The 22,390-nt window shown below is 46.5% G+C and carries 10 protein-coding genes; 3 read left to right on the top strand and 7 right to left on the bottom strand.

The window, feature by feature from the left end:
• Positions 1-83: 83 nt before the first annotated feature.
• From BC343_RS25395 to BC343_RS25385, 3 genes are read right to left on the bottom strand one after another with little or no spacing between them, the layout of a single operon-like run.
• Positions 84-809, bottom strand: a complete 726-nt coding sequence (locus tag BC343_RS25395; protein WP_078350622.1) for a DUF3823 domain-containing protein — start codon at positions 807-809, stop codon at positions 84-86.
• Between the two features lie 22 nt (positions 810-831).
• Positions 832-2,721 (bottom strand): RagB/SusD family nutrient uptake outer membrane protein, encoded by a 1,890-nt coding sequence (locus BC343_RS25390; RefSeq protein WP_078350621.1) that lies wholly within the window; start codon positions 2,719-2,721, stop codon positions 832-834.
• Between the two features lie 22 nt (positions 2,722-2,743).
• Positions 2,744-5,953, bottom strand: coding sequence for a SusC/RagA family TonB-linked outer membrane protein (locus BC343_RS25385; protein WP_238381866.1), 3,210 nt, complete (start codon positions 5,951-5,953; stop codon positions 2,744-2,746).
• A 190-nt stretch (positions 5,954-6,143) separates the two neighbouring features.
• On the opposite strand from BC343_RS25385, the gene BC343_RS25380 reads away from it, so the two are divergent.
• Positions 6,144-10,133, top strand: coding sequence for a hybrid sensor histidine kinase/response regulator transcription factor (locus BC343_RS25380; RefSeq protein ID WP_162276942.1), 3,990 nt, complete (start codon positions 6,144-6,146; stop codon positions 10,131-10,133).
• 135 nt (positions 10,134-10,268) lie between these two features.
• On the opposite strand, the gene BC343_RS25375 is transcribed toward BC343_RS25380, so the two are convergent.
• Entirely contained in the window at positions 10,269-11,588 is a 1,320-nt protein-coding gene (locus tag BC343_RS25375) for a vanadium-dependent haloperoxidase (RefSeq protein WP_078350620.1), read from the bottom strand.
• A 265-nt stretch (positions 11,589-11,853) separates the two neighbouring features.
• Here BC343_RS25375 and BC343_RS25370 point away from each other — a divergent pair, with 265 nt between their 5' ends.
• On the top strand, positions 11,854-15,414 hold the full coding sequence (locus BC343_RS25370) for a VCBS repeat-containing protein (RefSeq protein ID WP_078350619.1): 3,561 nt from the start codon (positions 11,854-11,856) through the stop codon (positions 15,412-15,414).
• Positions 15,415-15,477: 63 nt separating this feature from the next.
• Positions 15,478-17,289 (top strand): glycoside hydrolase family 2 protein, encoded by a 1,812-nt coding sequence (locus BC343_RS25365; protein WP_078350618.1) that lies wholly within the window; start codon positions 15,478-15,480, stop codon positions 17,287-17,289.
• A 10-nt stretch (positions 17,290-17,299) separates the two neighbouring features.
• On the opposite strand, the gene BC343_RS25360 is transcribed toward BC343_RS25365, so the two are convergent.
• The 3 genes from BC343_RS25360 to BC343_RS25350 form a co-directional block, all read right to left on the bottom strand.
• Positions 17,300-18,523: an immunity 26/phosphotriesterase HocA family protein gene (locus BC343_RS25360; RefSeq protein ID WP_078350617.1), complete on the bottom strand. Its 1,224-nt coding sequence runs from the start codon at positions 18,521-18,523 to the stop codon at positions 17,300-17,302.
• A gap of 63 nt (positions 18,524-18,586) precedes the next feature.
• Complete coding sequence (locus BC343_RS25355; RefSeq protein ID WP_078350616.1) at positions 18,587-19,693, bottom strand: acyltransferase family protein; 1,107 nt, start codon at positions 19,691-19,693, stop codon at positions 18,587-18,589.
• 166 nt (positions 19,694-19,859) lie between these two features.
• Entirely contained in the window at positions 19,860-22,325 is a 2,466-nt protein-coding gene (locus BC343_RS25350) for a glutaminase family protein (protein WP_078350801.1), read from the bottom strand.
• Between the last annotated feature and the right edge of the window lie 65 nt (positions 22,326-22,390).

Genomic DNA, 22,390 nt, shown 5'->3' with positions numbered 1-22,390 from the left:
ATTTAAAGATTTTTTTGGAGAAAAAGAGGGGGCAGAAAAAAAAGGGAGGCCGCTCCCGCAGAAAGCAGCCTCCCGAAGATAAGTTATTGTACTGTTACTTTTGCAACAGGTGAGAATATCATATCCTCAACACCATCTATTTTAACGCCAATACGGACGAAATAATAGTTTTGGGCCGGCACAAGCTCCGGTGCGGTTATACTCATACTGATGTTGTTCAGGCTGGTAAGTGCAGAACCGGCTATAGATGTTACAATAGGAGTACCATCCGGAGCCGGTAATGAATATGCAGAGGACACAAACTGCGTTTTGCTCATATAAAGGTAAACGCGCTCGATGTTTTTTGCATTGGCATCGGTAATTACTTTCTCTAAATTAAAAGTTGCGTTGATTTTACGGCCTGCCGCTGCTGTAAAAACAGGCTGGCGAACCATATAAAATGGCGTTACTTCCAAATCTACAGTTTGATCGCCGGTTAAGTTAATAGCAACCGTGTCGCGCTTGCCCGAACCAAGTTCTTTCCAAAGAAAGGGGCCCTGGTTGGCCGACATAGTTAATTTGTAGTTACCGGCAAATGTTTTTACAGAGTACTTGCCATCCTGGTCGAAATTACCTTCAATAGGCTTGTTTAATTGAAAGCCGCTTTGGAACAGCAAGAAAGGCACGCGGCCAAATTCCACGTTCACGTTCTCTCCCTGGTAAACAAGGTGCCCGCTAAGCGTTACATTTGGTGCCTCATAGTTGTCCTTTTTGCAGCCGGTAGCTGCAAAAAGGAGTGCGATGATTATATAATGAAATTTTATTTTCATGATTTTTTTAGTTGAAATATGGCTATTGATTTGGTTGTCTTATGATTTTTGGGTTAGCCGATAAAACGTTATCGCCTATCTGCGAATAATAATTACCCAACTGGAACCTGTTAGCACCCGTAACTGCAGCCGGTTTTACTTCCTTAAATATCCATTTGCCATTATTTGCGTTACCAGGGTTAGAGTATTTATATGGCCATAACCCGAAAGGCTGGGTATTACGTTTACGCGCATCGCCAATATTTGTTAGCAGGTCGGTAGTACCCATTGCAGAACCATCCCAAACAATGTGTGCAAGCCTCCAGCGTTTCATATCAAACAAAGTATGGCCCTCAAACACCAGCTCCACACGGCGTTCGTGCACTATCCTGTCAAAATCTACAGTAGCAAGCGGGGTAGTAAAGCCGGCACGCGAGCGCACCTGGTTAATATACCCGGTAGCCGCGCCAACATCGCCAAGTTCAAATGCAGCTTCGGCAGCGTTCAGTAAAACTTCGGCATAGCGGTAACGAATAAATGCAACATCGCTACCACGGCCACGACGGCCCGAACCTACAGTTGGGTCTAAATACTTCCGGATAAAGAAACCGGTTTGTGTACGGTACTCGAGGCCGTTAGCAATACCATCTCTACCAATTACCTGTACCCGGCCCAGGCCCGGAACATCTTGCAGAAGTGTTGCATCGCCGCTGGTAATTACAGTACCATCTGCTAATTGATAACCTGCATAAACTTCGGTGCGCTTGCCTTTAAATAAACCGTTAGGTAACAATACCGTACCTGCAAGCCTTGCATCCCTGCCGGCAAAAGCGTCAAGCTGGTCAGCGTAATAAATAAAGTCGCCACCGGCAGTTTTAGTAGCTATTGGCGCGTAGGTATTGTCCAATTTCTCATAAGCCTCAACCAGGTTAAGCGACGGGTTTAAACGGCCGGCATCCAAACCTTCGTCTGATATAGAGTATGGCTGGTTGTTAGTGGTAAAGCCGTGTGTTTTACCTGCGTTAACTTTAAAATCTTCTATAAAGATAGATTCAGAGCTGTTTTTATCCAGGAAAAGGTTGGCGTAATTGTCGCTCAGGTCAGGTAATTGCCTGTACAACGAATACGTACCTGTAGCTATTAATTCCTTAGCAGCGTTAAGCGCTTTAGTATAATAACCGGTAGCCATTGATGCTGGTATACCAACTTCGCCGCCAGACAATGATACCGTAGGCGTAGTTGCGCCGTATTTGGCAATTGACGCAGCATATAAGGCAGCCCTTGCTTCCATAGCTAAAGCAGCACCTTTTGTTGCCCTTGATTTATCGGAAAGGCGTGAATCAAATAAGCCTTTGATAGCTTCCGCCTCGCTTATAACAAAGTCATAAATTTCAGACTCCTTGTTGCGTGGTTTTTGCAGCGCGGCAACGTTACCGGAAAAATCATAATCAAGCGGCTCGGTGATCAGCGGCACACCGCCCATCCTTTTTACCATTTCGAAATAATAGCTGGCACGTATAAACCGGCCTTCAGCAATAAACTGTTTTTGTAGAATCTTCTCTTCATCTGTAACCGCAGGAGCAGCTGTTATGCGTTGAATAAACAAGTTAAGCTCGCGGATATAGGTGTAATCCCATATGCCCCACTCGCCATAACCCCAGCCGTTACGCGTAACAAAACCAGAGCTTCCGTTTTCAGAAGGAAACGCTTCGCTAAAATCAACAAACGATGCCCAGCCGTTATCAAGGCTCGAAAAATCGACCATACGGTTATATAGGTCGCCTAATACGGACAATACCAAGTTAGGGTCGGTAAAAGCAACGTTCGCGTCAATGATAGATTTGGGCGGTACGTCCAAAAATTCACTGTCTTTTCGGCACGAGCCCGTGATGAACAGGCCTGCGCACATTAATATAATGGTTATTTTTTTCATGTGTTTAAACTTAAGGGATTAATTAAAAAGTTAAATTAACACCGAAGTTGAATACTTTACTTTGAGGGAACTGTAACCCGTTATCGTCTGTGGTTTCAGGGTCAACAGCATATTCTTTCAGGTTATCAAACGATAACATGTTGTAACCATTTACGAACACCCTCGCTTTTTTCATTTTTACTTTTGCAAGCCATGCGGTTGGCAATGAGTAGCCCAGCTCTATGGTTCTTGCCCTTAAATATTTCACGTTGTGCAACCAGAAAGACGAGTTACCACGGTAACTTGAAATATTTGGCCCGGGGTTATACCTGGTTGCAGGGTATTTGCCTGGTATCCATGCACTGTTCAAGTCGTACATATTCTCGCGGTGGTACCTGTCTTCAAATATAGTATTAAAGTTACCGCCGTTTTGGAAAGCCCAGCGTGTTTCCCAGTTCTGGAACCAGGTGTAACCTGCACCACCCGAGAAATCGGCATGGAAATCAAATCCTTTATAAGCAGCACCTAACGAGAAACCGAAGTTAATATTTGGTTGTTTACCATAACCATAACCAATTGGGCGGTTATCGGCACCATTTATAGCTCCGTCGCCGTTTTGGTCTTTGTAGATCAGGTCGCCCGGTAGTAATGTCCTGTTACCCTCACCATCTACGTTCACCGGGTAATTGTTTATCTCTTCGATCGATTTAAACTGGCCTACTACCTCGTAACCCCAGTCGATATTAGCATACCGGTTTATACGCGAACCAAAATATTGGTCTAACGAGTTACCCCAGCGTTCATTATAAATGCTCACTGTTTTTTGGCGGCTGTAAGAGAATGTACCGCTAATGTTATAGCTCACATCGCCCACGCGGTTGTTGTAGTTCAGCGCCAGGTCGAAGCCCGATTGCGAATCGCTGTTCAGGTTTTCTAAAGGTAAACCAAAACCAACTTCTATAGGTAATACCACATCGTCTTTTGCCTTAAGCAAGCCGGTACGTTTACGATAGAAATAATCGAAACTACCCGATAACTTATTGTTCAGGATGGTGAAATCCAAACCAACATCGGTCATCTTACTTTTCAACCACGATATATTAGTAGTAATTAAGCCTTTATCAGCCGATGTAACTAATGGGTTGCCTCCTATAATTGCCGTAGGCCTGTTGTAGTTGTAGCCCGGCAAGTATGCATAAGGTGCTACAATCGGCTGCGACGCGTTATCAGGATTACGGTCATCACCCAATATTGCGTACGATGCGCGCAGTTTCAAGTCGTTCAGGAAACTTCTGTCGCCCATCAGTTTCTTCATCCAACCTTCCTGGGTAATACGCCATCCTACCGAACCGCCCGGGAAGTAACCCACACGTTTATCAGGAGCAAACAGGTAAGATGCATCGCGCCTTCCCGAAAACTCCACGTAGTATTTGTTATCGTAATTGTAGTTAACACGGCCAATGTAACCTATACGTGCTTCTTTGTCATCGCTATCCTGGTACTGGTCAGCAGTTGGAAAATAGATCAACGGCAGGTTGTTAGATACCGGCGAAGAGTGTATCCAGTTACGCAGGTGTTGTAACTCTATACGCTCGTTAACCAAAGTTGCAGCAACCGAATGTTTACCAAAAGTGTTAATGTAGTTTAACTGTATCTGTTGAGTTTTGGCAAACTCTTTCTTCTGCTCGCGCTCCCTCCAGGGGTTTGAACTACCACCGGTAACATCATATGTATCGGTAGCCGGCTTGTAAGTGTAAGATTTGTAAGTGTATTCCTGGTTATTCAGCAAATAATCTGCAACGTAGTAAGAGTATAAACCTTTAGCGGTTAAGCCTTTTATACCCGGTATTTGGTACTCTGCACCAAAGTTGGTTTGCAATACGCGCCAGTCGCTATGGTACAAGCCCGATAACTTCTTGTTCAGGAACGCGTAGTTAGATTCGGTGTTGTTCAGCGTATTCAGGTAATCAGGGTTATCATTAGCATAAGGTCGCTCAAGCGGCGTATTCCTCAATACGGCAAACCTGGCCAGGAAATAATCATCCTGTCCCGGCACACCGGGGTTTTCGCGGGTTTCCACGCGGCCGTTAATGTTTAAGTTAACTTTTAAGCCGTTGGCCACTTTTAACGATACGTTAGATTGTATGTTAGAGCGCCCGAACTTGTACTCTTTACCCAATTGCGAAGATTGGTGCAGGTTAGTTGCCGATACGTAGTAGCTAACCCTGTCGGTAGCACCTGTAAAGTTGGCATTCACCGAGTTGATAGGTGCGTTATTATTTGCACCCAGTACATACTCGCGCCAGTCGAAGCTGCGGTAAGCAGGGTCGGTACCGGCTTTGTACTTGTCAAGCTCGGCCTGGGTAATGCTTGTGGTATGGCTATTACCATTCAATTCGGCTTCTGCCTTGAAACGCATGTAGTCGTAAGAGTTATTAGCTACAACAGGGAAACGGTAAAAGTTTTGGAAGCCCTGGTAAGCATCAATATTGATGCGGCCTTCACCACTACCTTTTTTGGTAGTTACCACCACAACACCGTTTGCAGCACGCACACCGTAGATAGCGGCCGAACCGTCTTTCAGTACCGAGATGCTCTCGATATCGTTTGGAGCAATGTTGTTAAACTGGCCTTCGTCCTGCTGTATACCGTCGATAACGTACAGCGGCGCACCCATGTTACGGATCTGGATAGATGCACTTGCACCCGGGCGGCCTTCCGACTGCCTGAACGTAACACCGGGGATTTTACCGGCCAATGTGGTACTAACGGTAGAACCGCCGTGTACACGGTCGATATCCTTAGAAGTTACGCTGGAGATAGCGCCCGTTAACGATTCTTTACGCTGTTGGCCGTAACCTGTTACTACAACCTCCTGCAGGTTGGTGTTAAGGGCCTTCATCCTTACATTAAAGTTGGTTTGGCTGCCAATGGAAACTTCCTGGCCGGCAAAACCTACATAGCTAAATACCAGCGCGGTGCTTCCGGCCGGTACTGTTAAAGTAAACTTACCGTTTACATCTGTTGTGGTACCCGTAGTGGTGCCTTTTACCTTAACGGCAACGCCCGGCAACGATAGGCCTGTGGTATCCGAAACGGTACCCGTAACCTTTTGCTGCGCAAATGCACTGCCCGATAATAGCACGCCCATAATAACGGCACACATAACAATTAATGATTTGGGGTAACGTAAGCCGTACAGCCAATGCGTACGCACATACCCCTCCTGTGTGGGAAGTAAAGATTTTCTCATACGTGAATTTGTTGTTGGTTAAATTAGTTTTAAAGCTGGCGGGAGTGCCCTCTTTAATTATTGTCAAAGAAACATGTTTTAATTTTCGGCGATTAATCAAATCATATCAATACTTAGTCGAATTGTATCAATGTGCTTTTGGCCTAAAACCATGCTGCAAATGGAGTATATTTGTTTTAACCCGACTGATTTGAAACCGCTTTACCTGATCTGTTTAACTCTTTTGCTGCCAATATTTTGCGGTGCGCAAACCTATTATTTCAAGCACTACCAGGTAGAGCAGGGGCTATCAAACAACACGGTTTATGCGGGTATACAGGATAAGAGCGGCTTTTTATGGCTGGGCACGCGCGATGGGCTTAACCGCTTCGATGGCTACAGCTTTAAAATTTTCAGGCACGATTCTACCGACCCCAAAACCTTATCAAACAATATGGTGCATTGCCTCAGTAATGATATTGATGGCACCCTTTGGATAGGCACCGACCAGGGCGTTGACCATTACGACCCTAAAACCGAAACTTTCTCGCACCTTAATATAGGCGGTTTTGATGGCGTACGCTGTATAGTGCAGGATGCCAATAACGATTGCTGGTTTATAGTAGGCCCATCATTAATGAAATATGATAAGCGCACAAAAAAAATAACCAGCTACCGCCCCTACCAGGATTTTGAAGCCACTTCCATAGTATTCAACAATGGCGACCTGTGGGTATCTACCACCGCCGGCGACCTCAAAAAGCTGAACAAAGCCAGCCGCACCTTTACCACTTATAACATGTTCGGGCATTCGGGCCAGGCGGCCTCTCATTATATCGAAAAGATATTTGGCGCGGGCAATAACAAAATTTTTGTAGGAACCACCAATCAGGGTTTTAAGGAGTTTGACTGCCTTACCGGCGATTACCGCGACATGCTGATTTACAATACCGACAAAACGGAGGTATACGTGCGCGACTTTGCCAAATACAGCGATAACGAGTATTGGCTGGCTACCGAATCGGGCTTGTTTATTTACAATGTAAGCGCCGGTACGTTCACTAATATCAAGAAACATTACAACGACCCCTACTCGCTATCCGATAATGCCATATACCTTTTATATAAGGATATTGAAGGCGGTATGTGGGCCGGTACTTATTTTGGCGGCGTAAATTACTACCCTAAGCAGCATTCGCTGTTCAACAAATACTACCCCGGCGAACGCAATACCCTGCAGGGTAACGTAGTGCGCGAGATATGTAAAGATATGTATGGCAACCTGTGGCTGGGTACCGAAGATAACGGGCTTAACAAACTCTCGCCCGACAAAAGCATCTGGACACATTACAACCCGGGGCTTACCAATGCCATCTCCAACACCAACATACACGGACTACTGCCCGATGGAAATAAGCTTTATATAGGCACCTTTGAGCGCGGATTGAATATATTCAACATAAAAACCGGCAAGGTTGAGCAACTGCTTATAGCCGGGCCCGGCGAAAACCAGTTAAAAAGTAATTTCATTGTAGGTTTCCTGAGGACGCGATCTGGGGCAATTTTAGTGGGCACCACGCACGGTTTATACATTTTTAATACCGAAAAGCACGATTTTACGCTGATAGACCGCATCCCCCCATGGGATTTTGTGTATTCGATGATAGAAGACCACAACGGCAAAATTTGGGTGGGTACCGTTAGGGATGGGATATACTGCTACGATATTAAAAACAATACAAGTTTTAAACTACAGGATACTTATAAAGTAAAGGATGCCCTGAAGATATCTATCATCAATGGCATTTTTGAGGATAGCGACTTTAACCTTTGGTTCGCTACCGATGGGCTGGGCCTTTGGCGATATGACACCGACCGCAAAACATTCAAATACTTCGACTCGAACAACGGACTACCGAGCAATTATATCTTTAAAATACTGGAAGATGACGACAAGAACCTTTGGGTGAGCACCACCCGCGGGCTGGTATCTTTAAGCCTGAACGATAATGGCATAAAGGTTTACACCAAAGCCAATGGCTTGCTTAGCGACCAGTTCAACTACAACTCGGCCTTTAAAGATAAAGATGGCACCATGTACTTTGGTTGCGTGCGCGGGATGATAAGCTTTAACCCTGCCCACTTTACCCGCAACGATTTTATTGCCCCGGTTTATATTACCGGCTTCCAGGTGCATAACAGCGAAATATCGGTTAACGGGCCGGATTCTTTATTGAAGCGGTCTATCATGTTCACCAAAAAAATCGAACTGAACCACGACCAATCTTCCTTCAGTATCGACTTTGCCTCATTGAGCTACCCTGCGCCCGAAATGACGCAGTATAAATACATGATGAAGGGGCTGGATAAAGGCTGGATAAACCTGAAAGCCAACCGGAAAGTATATTTTACCCAATTGGCACCCGGGCATTACACTTTTATAGTCAAAGCCGCCAACAACAACGGCACCTGGACCAACAAGGAAACCTCGATAGAGATAGATATTGCCCCACCCTGGTGGAAAAGCATGTGGGCCTATGCGGTTTACCTCATTTTGTTCGCCATTTTCAATTACTACGCGTTCAAATTTTACCACAACTATATCAGGCAAAAGAATTTGCGGCTGATACAGCGCCTGGAGAACGATAAAGAAAAAGAACTGTATAATGCCAAAATAGAGTTTTTTACTAACGTAGCGCACGAGATACGCACCCCGCTTACGCTGATAAAAGGCCCTATGGAAAAGGTGATACGCAAGGCCAGTGAAGTGCCCGAGATACAGGGAAGCCTGAAAATGATGGAGCGTAATACAGACAGGTTGCTGGATCTTACCAATCAACTGCTCGATTTCAGGAAAACAGAAACCAACGGCTTTAGCCTCAACTTTGTAAAAACAGATATCAGCGAGTTACTGTCCGATATCTACCTGCAGTTTAATGCCATGGCCGAGCAGAAGAATTTACGCTACGAACTTAAGCTGCCGGGCAAGCCTTTGTATGCCTATGTGGACCTGGAAGCTTTTACCAAGATCATCAGCAACCTGATAAATAATGCCCTAAAATATGCCGAATCGGTAGTAGAGATAGAGCTGCCTGAACACACTAACCTCGACGAATCTTTTAAATTCATTATCCGCAACAATGGCTATTTAGTACCTGCAGAATTGCGCCAAAGGATATTTGAACCGTTTTTCAGGATAAAGGAGACCGAGAAGCAAACAGGTACAGGTATAGGGCTATCCCTATCACGTTCGTTGGCCGAATTACACAAAGGTTCACTTTTTTTAGACGAACCGGTGGATAATTTTAATATCTTCACGTTAATATTGCCAATACACCAGGATAAGGAGTTCGACCTCCAGAATACGCCCGTTGATTACGAGCACCATGGTGTTGTAAACCGCGACGATAATTTTGACTTTATGAAGCCAATTATACTTTTGGTAGACGATAATCCGGAGATACTGGATTTTGTTGCCGATGAGCTATCCGAAAAGTATTCGGTAGTGAAGGCCTTAAACGGCCAGGAAGCGCTTGATATGATAGATATCGAGAATATCCAGTTGATCATTTCCGACGTGATGATGCCGGTGATGGACGGTTTTGAATTGTGCAAAAAAGTTAAAACCAACTTCGACCATAGCCATATCCCTATAATTTTGCTTACCGCAAAAAACACCCTACAAAGCAAAATAGAAGGTTTAGAGGTAGGTGCCGATGCTTATATAGAAAAACCATTTTCGCCCGAGCACCTGCTGGTACAGGTGGCCAACCTGCTCATCAACCGCAATAAAATAAAAGATTACTTTGCAAGTTCGCCGCTGGCCCATATTAAAACCATGGCCTACTCCAAGCCCGACGAAAGCTTTTTGGATAAACTGAACGCCGTAATTTACAAGAACATCCAAAACGCCGACCTTGACGTGGAGCACATTGCCAACTTTATGAACATGAGCAAGCCCACACTGTACCGTAAAGTGAAGGCCATATCTAACCTTACCATTAACGAGCTTATCAATATCACCCGCCTGAAAGCCGCCGCAAAACTACTGGAAGAAGGCGATTATAAAATTTACGAGGTGGCCAATATGGTGGGCTACAGTTCACAATCGCACCTGGGCCGCAACTTCCTTAAACAGTTTGGCACCACGCCAACCGAGTACCAGGCCAATAAAAAGGCTGCAAAAGTGAAGACGTTTTAGTATAATACAACACCACGTCATGCTGCTTTATTTCAGCACCCCACACGGCAGGTAGTGCCCATGGAAAGCGGCTTTGCATTGTGGCTTGCATGATGGGGTCTTGAAACAAGTTCAAGATGACGATTGGGGTTATCCCTACTTCCTCGTTTTCAACTTCGTCAACGCAAACTCCCCTATTCTTCTGCCTTCATCTACACCGTTCACTATAGATGGCATATAATGTATACCCCCATAAAAACGGCTGATAGAGGCTTCATCAGCAGCTGCTTTAAAAGATTTAAACGAACGTGCCGGAATATCAAATTGCACTTCGGTAGAATCGGTAAAGGCAGTATTAGCGCCAAAGAGCTTGCTCATCATTACTGCCGAAGCATTTGACACTACGCTGTGCCCGCTGGTATACTCGGGGAAAGGCGGGGTTTGCAATAACGGCGCCCAGCGTTCATCAATGTATTGATTGATATACGTTTCGGGGCGTATTACTTTGCTTTTGTATTTCTCGTCCCAGCAGTTAATAAAAGCATCGGCAATTACAACCGACATACAAGCGTAGGTTTCGGCAGCTTTTACATAGTCGGCTTTGTTTTGGCGGCAAACCTGGGCGGCTATGTTTATCCAATGCCCTCCCGGCGATATTTTTTTGATGGCAAACATGGTATGCCCGTTGTTATTGACCTTGAAGGGGTTATCGTCCCAAAATGTAGCTATCGTTTTTTGCTCCTCGGTTAAGTGCAGCCCTGTATCGCGCACGGCAAGGGCAAGTTTGTAAAAATAGCTTTCGGGCTTTTTAGAAAAATCCATCGCCTTGCCTGGCTTAAATTGCTGTGCCGAATCGAGCAAGAAAGGTCGGATGTCATTCCAGTGAGGCTCTACGCCCTTCATATAGGCAGGTGGTGTTGGCTTCCAGGTGGCATCGTCGGTTTGCACATCGTACTTGGCCAGCGAGCGCGTTTGTTTGTAGTTATCCTTGCCTGCCCATTTCAGTATACGGTCTGCTATTAGTTTGCCGTATTCTATCGAGTTATCGTAAACCTCCTGCGGCATGCCGGTCTCTTTAAACTCTGCCATCATTTTATCGTGATAGGCCTCTATCCGCCCTTCGGACATGATGAGGATTTTGCCGATAATAAGGGCGGCATGCGAAGCCGCCATGGTATAGCAGTATTGTTTGCCGGGCGTAGGCTTCGGTACCGAATCGAGCCCGTTCAGTTGCCCGGAAAGGGAGATATATTTTTTGTTGCCGTTAACGGCAGCCTCATAAGCAGCAACGCTTACGTAAGAGTATATGCGACTGGCCACGGGCGGCGAATAAATATCGTGCACCATTACATCGGTAACCTGCCTTATCGAACGGTGGATAAACTCGGGGTTCTCGGCAGCCTTTTGCCAGTTGCTTTTATTTTGGCACGATGCGAGTAGTAGCAACACCGCAAAGGCACCGTATATCTTCTTCATAAAATCAAGTACAAATTATCAGGTTTATCCGGCGGGCAGAAGCCCTTTGCGGAACTATCAGGCAAATATAAATTCTTAAAAGTTGATTACAGGCACCGATACGTTTTCACTAACTTTTGAGATTATTTGACGAAAGCAGTTTTTTTAAAATACATTTTCTTTACATTTAAATACCAATTATTTACAGGGCAGCAAAAGCGTTATTTAAATAGCGCCTAAGAAGCATTAAAGCTTACCCCACTCAAATTAAGATATTATCGATCAAATGTTTACCCTCAGGCCAACCCCCTACGTAGCGCTGATAAGTGCGGCTTTGCTATTGTTTACCGCGTGCTCAAAAAAAGAAAATTCTGATACCCTTTTTAAGCTGTTGCCTGCCGACGAAACCGGCATCGAATTTAAAAATACCCTTACCGAAAGCGACAGCCTTAACATACTTACCCACCCCTACCTGTACAATGGCGCTGGTGTTGGCATAGGCGATTTTAACCGCGACGGCAAACCCGATGTTTACTTTGCAGGCAATATGGTGCCCGGCAAAATGTTCCTGAACAAAGGGGACCTAAAATTTACCGACATTACCTCCGCTGCCGGCGTTAGCAGCGATGGCAAATGGTGTACAGGTGTATCGGTAGTGGATATCAATAACGATGGCTGGCCCGACCTTTATGTATGCGCTTCGTTCCGCAAAGATCCGGCTCAGCGCAAAAATATGCTCTTTATAAACCAGGGCTTAAATAAAGAAGGCGTGCCTACTTTTAAAGAATCGGCAAAGGCTTATGGGTTGGATGATGATGGCTATAGCACCCAAGCCATATTTTTCGACTACAACCACGATGGTTATCTGGATATGTACCTGCTCACCAATTTTTTGGGTAAAGATACCCCTGTCGCTTACCGCCCGAAATTAATGGACGGCAGCGCCATTAACAACGACCGCCTGTACCGCAATAATGGCAACGGCACTTTTACCAACGTTACCAAAGAAGCCGGCATTTTGATAGAGGGTTACGGCAACTCGGTATCGGTATCGGATTTCAATAACGATGGCTGGCCGGATATTTATGTAGGTAACGACTTTATATCAACCGACCTGCTCTACATCAACAACCAAAACGGCACCTTCACCAACCGCTCCTCGGAATACTTTAAGCACACAGGCTGGTCGGTAATGGGATCGGACGTGGTGGATATTAATAACGACGGGCTTGCCGACCTGATATCGCTGGAGATGCTGCCCGAAGAGAACCTGCGCAAAAAAACCATGCTGATGGGCGATAACTATATCACCTACATCAACAACGATAAGTATAAATACGACCACCAGTACATCCGCAACGTATTGCAGCTGAACCGCGGGCAGGTGGCCGGCAGTAACACCCAATTCAGCGAGATAGCCTACATGAGCGGCGTTTACCAAACCGACTGGAGCTGGACACCGCTGGTAACCGATTTTGATAACGATGGCTACCGCGATATGCTGATGACCAACGGCTACCCCCGCGACATTACCGACCTTGACCACGCCCTTTACACCAACGACCAGGGCCGCACTGTGAAAGAGAACACCACGCTTGCCGCTGCAGATTCGTTCCCGGTAGTAAAAACAGCCAGCTACGCTTTCAGGAATAGAGGTGGTTATATGTTCGATAACGAATCGAAAAACTGGGGTATTACTAAGCCAACCTTCTCTACCGGTGGCGTATATGCCGACCTGGATAATGATGGGGATATGGACCTGGTGATCAACAACATTAACGATTACGCCTTTGTTTATGAGAACACCCTGAACAGCAAAAGTAAAGTAAACAAAACCAACAATTACCTTAAAGTAGCTTTGGAAGGCGACGACAAAAATAAGGGCGGCATTGGTGCCATAGTTCGCATCTACTACCAGGGCAAACAACAATTGTACGATCAGCAGCCCTGCCGCGGCTACATGAGTACTGTTGATGCCTTGGGGCATTTCGGTTTAGGCGCTACCACAAATATCGACTCGTTACGCGTGCGCTGGGCCGATGGTAAAACGCAGTTGCTAACCAACTTAAAAGCCAACCAAACCATAAAGCTGCAATATAAGAACAGTTCGGGCAGCTATCCCGCAGGCATTCCCGCCTTTGCTAAACCGGTCTTTCAACCCGTTAATACACAAACCGGCATTAATTATACGCACGAGGAAAAAGATGCTATCGATTACAACATCCAACCTACACTGCCGCATAAATTGAGCCAGTACGGGCCTGCTATAGCCGTTGGCGATATTGATAAGAATGGCTTCGATGATATGTACATCGGCGGAGCAGCGGGTAAAAAGGGCGTATTTTTTATGCAAAATGCCGGCGGGCATTTCGCCTTGGATAACAACCGCTTCCTGAACGAAGAATTCAAGGACGAAGAAGACATGGGTGCCCTGCTTTTTGATGCAGATGGCGATGGCGACCTGGACCTGTACGTGGCCAGCGGAAGTTACGAGTTCCCAAAAGGGCACACTTCCGCTACCGACCGCCTCTATATAAATAACGGCAAAGGGCAATTTACACGCAATTTAACTGCATTACCAATTGATTACGATAATGGCTCCTGCGTGCGCGCCGCCGACTTTGACGGCGACGGCGACCTCGACCTGTTTGTGGGCGGCCGCTCGGTATCCGGCGCGTACCCTACCTCACCGGCAAGCCGTATACTTCAAAACAATGGCGGCAACTTTGCTGATGTTACCGCACAGCTTTGCCCTGCATTAGCTAAAGGCGGTATGATAACCGATGCACTTTGGAGCGATTTTAATGGCGACGGCAAACCCGACTTAGTGGTAGTTGGCGAATGGATGCCCATAACTTTTTACCAAAACACCGGCAAAGGCTTTACCAATGTTACCGAAGCAACAGGCATTAGCAGCCACGTGGGCTGGTGGAACAGTTTAGTGGCCGGAGATTTTGACAACGATGGCAAAACCGATTACATTGCCGGTAACCTTGGGCTAAACTCAAATTATGTTGCATCCGCAGAGCACCCCATGACCATTTTGGGTAAGGATGTGGATGGCAATGGCTCCTTTGATGCTATGATATTCTGCTACATGAAAGCCGAGGACGGCACGCAAAAACCCTTCCCGATGCATACCCGCGACGACCTTATTAGCCAGGTAATAGGTATCCGCAAAAAGTACCCTACCTATAGAGGTTTCGGTGCCGCCACCATGCAGGATCTTTGGAAGGACGCGGATAAACAAGGCGCACTGGAACTAAGTGCAACCGATATGCAAACCAGCTTTGTTAAAAATAACGGCGGTGGTAAATTTAGCATATCGCCTATGCCGCTTGGTGCGCAAATGGCACCGGTATACGGCATGGTAGCCGAAGACATTGATATGGATGGCAACCTCGACCTGGTAATGACCGGCAATGATTTTGGCATGGAACCATTTACCGGCCGCCACGATGCCTTTATGGGCCTTTATATGAAAGGTAACGGCAAAGGTGGGTTCAGCGAGGTGAGCATGGCGCAAAGCGGCCTGTTCATTAACGGCGATGGTAAAGGTCTTGCAACTGTGCAGTCGGGCGGTAAAGAGCTGTTTGTGGCCACGCAAAACCAGGGCCCGGTAAAAGTTTATCAAAAAACCGCTGCCGATGGTACCAAATGGATAAAACTAAACCCTGCCGATTTTTATGCGGATGTTACTTATAAAAACGGCAGCAAAAAACGTGTAGAGTTTTATTACGGCTCTACGTATCTTTCGCAATCGTCGCGTGCATTTAAGCTGGATGCAGGTGTGGCCAAAGCTACCATCACCGCATTCGATGGCAAGAAAAGAGAAATTACGAACTAACGACGGCAAACATACGGGGATATCGGTTGGATATTCCCCGCTGTTGTTAAAAACATATACCTTATGAAAATTACTACCAAAGCTGTGCTGTGCCTGTTGGCAACGGCCATGGTGCAAAACCTTGTACAAGCACAAGCCCCGCTGTTACCCACCAAATGGACCGAACAGGCCATGAAGGCCGAAGTGCCACTGTCAGAATACCCACGCCCGCAACTACAGCGCGAAGACTGGCTATGCCTCAACGGCAAGTGGGATTATATGGGCGGTAAAAACGCACCCAATGCTTTAGCTCCGGCAACTGTTGCATCATTTGATGGCGCTACGGCAAAAATACTGGTGCCCTACTGCCCCGAATCGGTACTATCGGGCGTGCAAAAGAAACAAGAAATAAACATGTGGTACCGCCGCACGGTAGAAATACCATCGGGCTGGCAGGGCAAGCAGGTTATTATGCACTTTGAGGCCGTGGACCATGATGCCACCGTGTTTGTAAACGGCAAAAAAGCCGGCAGCCACGCAGGCGGATACGATTCGTTCTCGTTCAACATTACCCCTTTCCTTAAAAAGGGGAGCAATACCCTTGTAGTTGCTGCTTACGACCCTAACGACGGCCGCGCCCCATCGGGCAAGAACGGCCCGCGTGGCGATTATACCTTTAACTCGGGCATCTGGCAAAGCGTATGGCTGGAACCCGTGAGCAAAACCTATATCAAAAACATTCGCATGCTGCCCGAACTGGAGCAGAACCGCCTGAAAGTGATCGTAAATGCTGATGGTGCCGCCAAAGTTTCTGCCGAGGCACTGGATGGCAAAAAAGTGGTAGCGCAGGCAAACTCGACCGCAGGCACTTACTTTTATTTGCCGATAGATAAACCAAAGCTATGGTCTCCGGATGAGCCCTTTTTGTATGATCTGAAGTTGACGCTTTACGATGACAACGGCAAAACTACTGACGAGGTAAAAAGCTACTTCGGCATGCGCGATATTAAACTGGGCAAGGTAGATGGTGTGCTGCGCCCGCTTATTAATGGCAAATTCGTGATGCAATTAGGCCTGCTCGATCAGGGCTACTGGCCCGATGGCGTGCTTACCGCTCCGACTGAGGAAGCCTTGAAATTTGATATGGAGTACACCAAGAAAGCGGGCTACAACCTCATCCGCAAGCACATGAAAACCGAGCCGCACCGCTTTTACTACTGGGCCGATAAAATGGGCCTGTTGGTATGGCAGGATATGCCGGCCATTTGGTACCAAAACGAAGACACCCTGAAAACCCGCAAAGTTTTTCGCCAGGAACTGAAGGCCATAATGGACGACCATTATAATTCGCCATCCATCATCACCTGGGTGCCTTTTAACGAGAACTGGGGAGCCTTTGATGTGAGGAACATTACCGACTGGGTAAAACAGTACGACCCATCGCGCCTCGTGAACGGCAACTCGGGCTTCAACAACAACCCCGATTACCAAAAAGCCTACGGCGACCCGATGAATGGAGACTATGTAGATACACACATTTACGTTGGACCATACGGCGCCTCAAAACCCGACGGCAAACGTGCTGCGTCGCTGGGTGAATTTGGCGGCGTGGGCCTGTTCGTCCGCGGGCATATGTGGCCGGTGGAGAACAACGCGTACGATTACGCCGCAACTACCACCGCCCTTACCGACCGCTACGTATTGCTGTTAGACAAGGTAGAGCAACTGATGAAATACCAGGGCCTAAGCGTTGCCATTTACACCCAAACCACCGACGTAGAGCACGAAGTGAACGGCGTACTTACCTACGACCGCGCCGTTGAAAAAATGCAAACCGACAGGATAAAGGAAGTGAATGAGGCCGTGATAAAAGCGGGGTATTTGTTGAATAAATAATTGGCACAGCTTACAAGTTTAGCAACGCCTGGGATGTAGGAGTATTGGTAAGCCGGCAGTTATCATCATAATTTTTTGCGGGGTCGAGCCCGAAGGCTGTCATTAGTTCATCGCGTATTTCTTTGTTAGACGGATTGCGTAAGTCGAAATGACTCTTAAAGTCTGCCTGCTGATTATTGTAGGGTTGATTATTGTTTTCTATAGCAGCCTCAATTTGATACAAGTAGCAGTTATGCGGATGAAACCCAATGCTGTAATATCCGTACGGATTTGTTACCGGGCAGGATGGCCGGTCTTTTGGAGCAAATGGATTATCAGCGGCAAAATACTTATTGAAGACGCTTTTAGGCAGCTCTTTATGAATTAAACCCCATTGAAGAAAGGACGTTAATCTGCCTGAGCTAACATGGCTACCATAGGACATCGGAAAATCCATCTCGTCCGGTGTCAATTCACTATGACCAATCACTTCGTATTGCCCGTATAGCAGCAAATTATCCATCATATAATCCGACGGTAATGCCGGGGCATTTTTCAAAACATCTATATCGATATATTTGTGGTCCGATAGATATGCATAAACCTTTACCAATACAGGCTTAGCCATCAGGAAGCCTATGCCATGCTCTTCTGAAAGCACGTTTCTCTTTTTTAGCAAATTAATATCAACCAACACTCGCCCAAAAGCGTATTGAGTTCGGCTTATTTTGAATGCAAAAAAATCGCCGGTTTTAAACTTCTGATGCTTTCGCCGAGCGTGCTTAAACTCCGCAATCTCGGTAAGATGGTTAAGGGGCGAGTTTTTTATAAAGCCATTAACAAGGCGTTCTATCGATTGAGCGAGTGTATCTTTTTTAAATGGATACTCCCACCGAGCATTGTAGAAAGTTGTTTGCGTATCGTAGTTACCTACAATTGTGCTTCCATCAGACCCTATTATACAATAAACCCCTACTGGTTGGCGAGACTCGAGTACCGAGGCAGAGAGTTTCTTTTCTTTTCCTTTGCCTGTTTTCGGCAACAGTACAATCCTGCCTCGTGTTAGATCATCGTATTGGTGTTCCTCGTATTTTAAATCTGTAGAAACTATTTGCCTTTTTATAACATCACCTTCAAAATAAAGGATACTTTCCGATCTGTATGCATCGCCTTTAAGCACAACTTTTTCCCAATGAGGTAGTACAGGTTCTAAACCAAAATAAGCGCGCTGTTCGTTTGATAGTTCGAATACCATTTGCTGCAAATTATGCACCTAAGTTAATCAGAACCTGACACCGCACCAAAATCAATAACTTTCCTATCCCAATTTTTTCCGCAACCATTTGCGCACCGGCTCATCATACCATTTCAGGGTGATGTAAGCCAGGATAATTGAACCTACTAAGACAGCCAAGGCAACCGGCCATGCTTGTACAATGGTTGTGCCTTTGTTGTTGCTTATCCAGGCCACATAGAAATAAACTATGGCATAATGCACTAAATATAGAGGGTATGAAATATCCCCAAGGAACTTGCATATCTTGCTTTCAGTAGCTCCCGCAACAACACCGCTTGCGCCAAGGTATACGATAAGTGGGAATACGATAATGATACAGATGGATTCGTAAACGCCGTTCATCCACAAATGCTCGGCACCGCCAATGCGGGGCATATACAGCACTACCGCAACCAATATACTGCACCACAGGAAGGCGTTTTTAATACTTCCCGGTTTAACCACGCGAGACATTAATAATCCTGCAAAAAACGGGTACATAGTACGGGTGATGCCCACACGAACCTGCTCTACATTTAAAGTCCAGCCACCGCTTACATCGCCATTTGTTATGGCTAATTGTGCAAGGGCTATTGCCGATATAGCCACCAGTATGGCTAATGCAGTTTTCGAGAATTTTCGTATCCAAACGGCGTAAAGGATATTGGCGATATACTCGAAGAATAACGACCAGCCTACGCTGTTCAGCGGGTGCATTTCCTGCCAACCACGTATATCCAGCGAAAGCGGTATGGGCAAAATGGTACAACCTATAACGTATACCAGCAGCATCTTCCAAAGCGGTACTTCGTGGATGAGTGGCCATATCGCCGAATCAGTGTAGTAAAAGCCGATGGCGCCTAATGTCATGCCCAGTATTACCATGGGCTGCAGGCGCTCTATGCGTCGTTTAAAAAAACTGCCAACGGTCATCTTGTTCCAGCGGTCGTCATACGCATAACCTATAACGAAGCCTGATAACAGGAAAAAGAAGTCTACCGCAAGGTAGCCGTGGTTAACAATAATATCAAGGTGCCCGGTGCCCAGCGGCTCGGTAAGGTGAAAGGTGACTACAATAATTGCTGCAACACCGCGCAGGCCATCCAGTATAGGATAGTGCGGCTTGCTGGCCAAAGTGTTATTATTCATTTATAATTAGGTATGGGTTAAGCAACGAGGGAAATTGCAAAAAAACGCGCTGAAACCAAACAGATCGGGGGCAGATCCGGCTTCTCACACAAAGGTAAAAGCGCAACAAAAAAGTACAAAAAAGCCCCGGGCCAACCAAGATCCCGGGGACTCAAACCAACTAAACCTATCGCATATTTAACCTATCCGACAAGAGCTTCATATAAAACCCGCCCACAACGCTACGCGCCTTAAAGTTGTCGCGTATGCCTGTGTTAGAGTCATAAAAATCGTTCAATGGCACGCGCGATTCTGTTTCTATCGAGTGCCTGTACACCGGTTTCACCAAAGCTTCAAACTCGGCCTGTGTTGGCGCGAATGCTGCCGTCCACAATATCCAGTCGTTTTTAGTGTAGGCTTTGCGGCTATCCAGCGGTATACCAAATTTGTTGTTCTTGGTTAAGTAGTATTTTGTTTCGGTATCGTAAACCTTCTGCGGAAACAGGTTCAGGTTTAGCACCTTGTCCCAAACCAGGTTATACTTTTGGCTCCAGGTATCCTTGTTGTCAAAGGTTAGGGCGTAGTGGTCGCCGGCCTCGGCCATGCCGATCCATTTTGGCACCATACTCTCGGCAATGGCGCGGTATTTTTTGGCAGTATCGGCCATGCCCAGTTTCTCGGCCATTTGCGCATAGCAGGCAATACCTACAATAGCTTTTACCGATAAGTTGGCATTACGCGCCAGGTGGCCCGCAAAGTCGTCGGTGCAAAGCTGTGTTTTAGGGTCTAAACCTTCCTTCACCAGGTAATCTACCCAAAGGCTCAAAGTCTTCCAGTGCAGTTTGGCAAAAGCACCATCGTTTTGGGCTTTGGTGATGGCCGCGGTAAGTATGATCATATTGCCCGATTCTTCTACCGGCATTGGCTCGCCATAAGTTTGGCCGTTGGCACGCGGGTAGGTACCTAAGTCGTGCGCTGCCCATGGGTGCGGATATTTGCCGCTCTCGCTGAAGTAGAAGATGCCGTTCAGCATGCCCTGCATCAGTTTGGGGTTATAGATAAGATACAGCGGCGCTGATGGATAGGTCACGTCCACGGTGTTGATGAACCCGCCGCTGTTATTCTCTTTTGATAGCCAAAGTATTTCGCCTTTAGGGCTTTTCACCAAATTGTGGGCTGCAATACTTTGGCGGTAAGCCAACATACACAGGTGAGCATACTCTTTACCACCCGATTTTAACGCCGCGGCATAAATTTCTTTGTTGAAAGCTGCACATTGTGCCATTACGGTTTTATAACCGGTAGCCGCTGCTGATAATTGGCCATCGAAGGTAGCCTTGCCAGAGTTGTTCCACCATGGGCGCAGGTTGGTGCCGAAATATTGGATGGCGTATATCTCATCGTAACCCAGTTCAACAAAACGCTCTACAGCGGTTTTGCCAACGGTGCCGAAAGGGATAACGGTATTTAACGATAGGGATTTACCCTTTGATGCGGTTGAAACTGTGCTGCCGGTTTGGAAAGCACCCGCCGCGCCGCTGCCCGAGGTAATAAATTGCCTAGCACCACTTGTTTTTGGCGCAGCTACATAAAAGTAGCCCCAATCTATACGCATATCGTCCGCACCTTTTTGCAGGATAGGTTGCTCTACGGTACCGGTTTTCAGGATAGAAAGGTTATTGGCGCTGTATTTGGTGGCGGTAACTTCCTGCGACGGACGGAATACAGCGATATCGCTCGATGCCCCGAGGAACACCTTCACGGCATGGCTTTTACCATCGTTAGCTTTTACGCTGTAGGTAATGTATGATACCGGGCGCGACATTAGGCTCAGATCCTTCAGTAACAGCGGCGACGTAAAGGTTAAGTTTAGGTCAACCTTGCCGCAAGTAAAATTATATAAGGTTTGGGTGGCAGTTACGTCTACGCTGTTCTCTTTGGCCAGTTCTACTTTAGCACCTTTTTCTTTCTGTTTATCTGCTAAGCCAAAATCGAGGAAACGGCCGCCGGCAGTATTGGCCAGGTGGATAGCTATAATATTCTCACCTGCTTTCAGGTCGCCTTTGCTAATAGGGAAATATTGCAGGGTATTGGTCCAGCCTTTTTTCGAATACACTTCTTTGCCGTTCAGGTATAGTTCGATGTTGTCATCGTGGTCTATCTTCAAAAACAGTTCATTAATGGCAGATGGATCGGCTACGGTGAAAGTACGCCTTACCCAAATATTATCGCCTTTCCATGGTGTTTTTACGGTGCTGGGGTTATCGCCAAGCGGCATGGCGCCCTGTTTCCAATCGGCAGCAGCGTAGCTTGCAGCTTTCCAATCACCTGTGGGTTCGGTTTCGGTATATTTTACAGAGTAGGGCGTTTCGTCGGAAGTGCCCAGTACAGGGCTGTAACGTACTTCTTCTTTGCCCATAAAGCGGTAGATCTTGCCATCTACATTAATAAGGCCCAGCAGCGAATGATCGGAACCTGTCCAGTGCGTGGTGGTCGATTCCTGGAGTTTATCCGTGTTAGACCATATGCTGAAGTTGGGGTTATGCGTAATAAGCGGATACGAGGGTGCCGTGCGTTCCTGCGCCTGCGTTTGCCCGAACGCAAAGAAACAAGCCAGCACACCCGCAAATTTTAATTTAGTAGAATAGTTCATACAGTATTTAGTGCAGTATAATTGAAAGGTAAAAGTAAGGTATGAGAATTTTGTAGTGCCCACGT

This window comes from Mucilaginibacter pedocola (genome assembly GCF_002013915.1).
Lineage (GTDB): Bacteria > Bacteroidota > Bacteroidia > Sphingobacteriales > Sphingobacteriaceae > Mucilaginibacter > Mucilaginibacter pedocola.
This window is presented reverse-complemented; position numbering and strand designations above follow the sequence as displayed.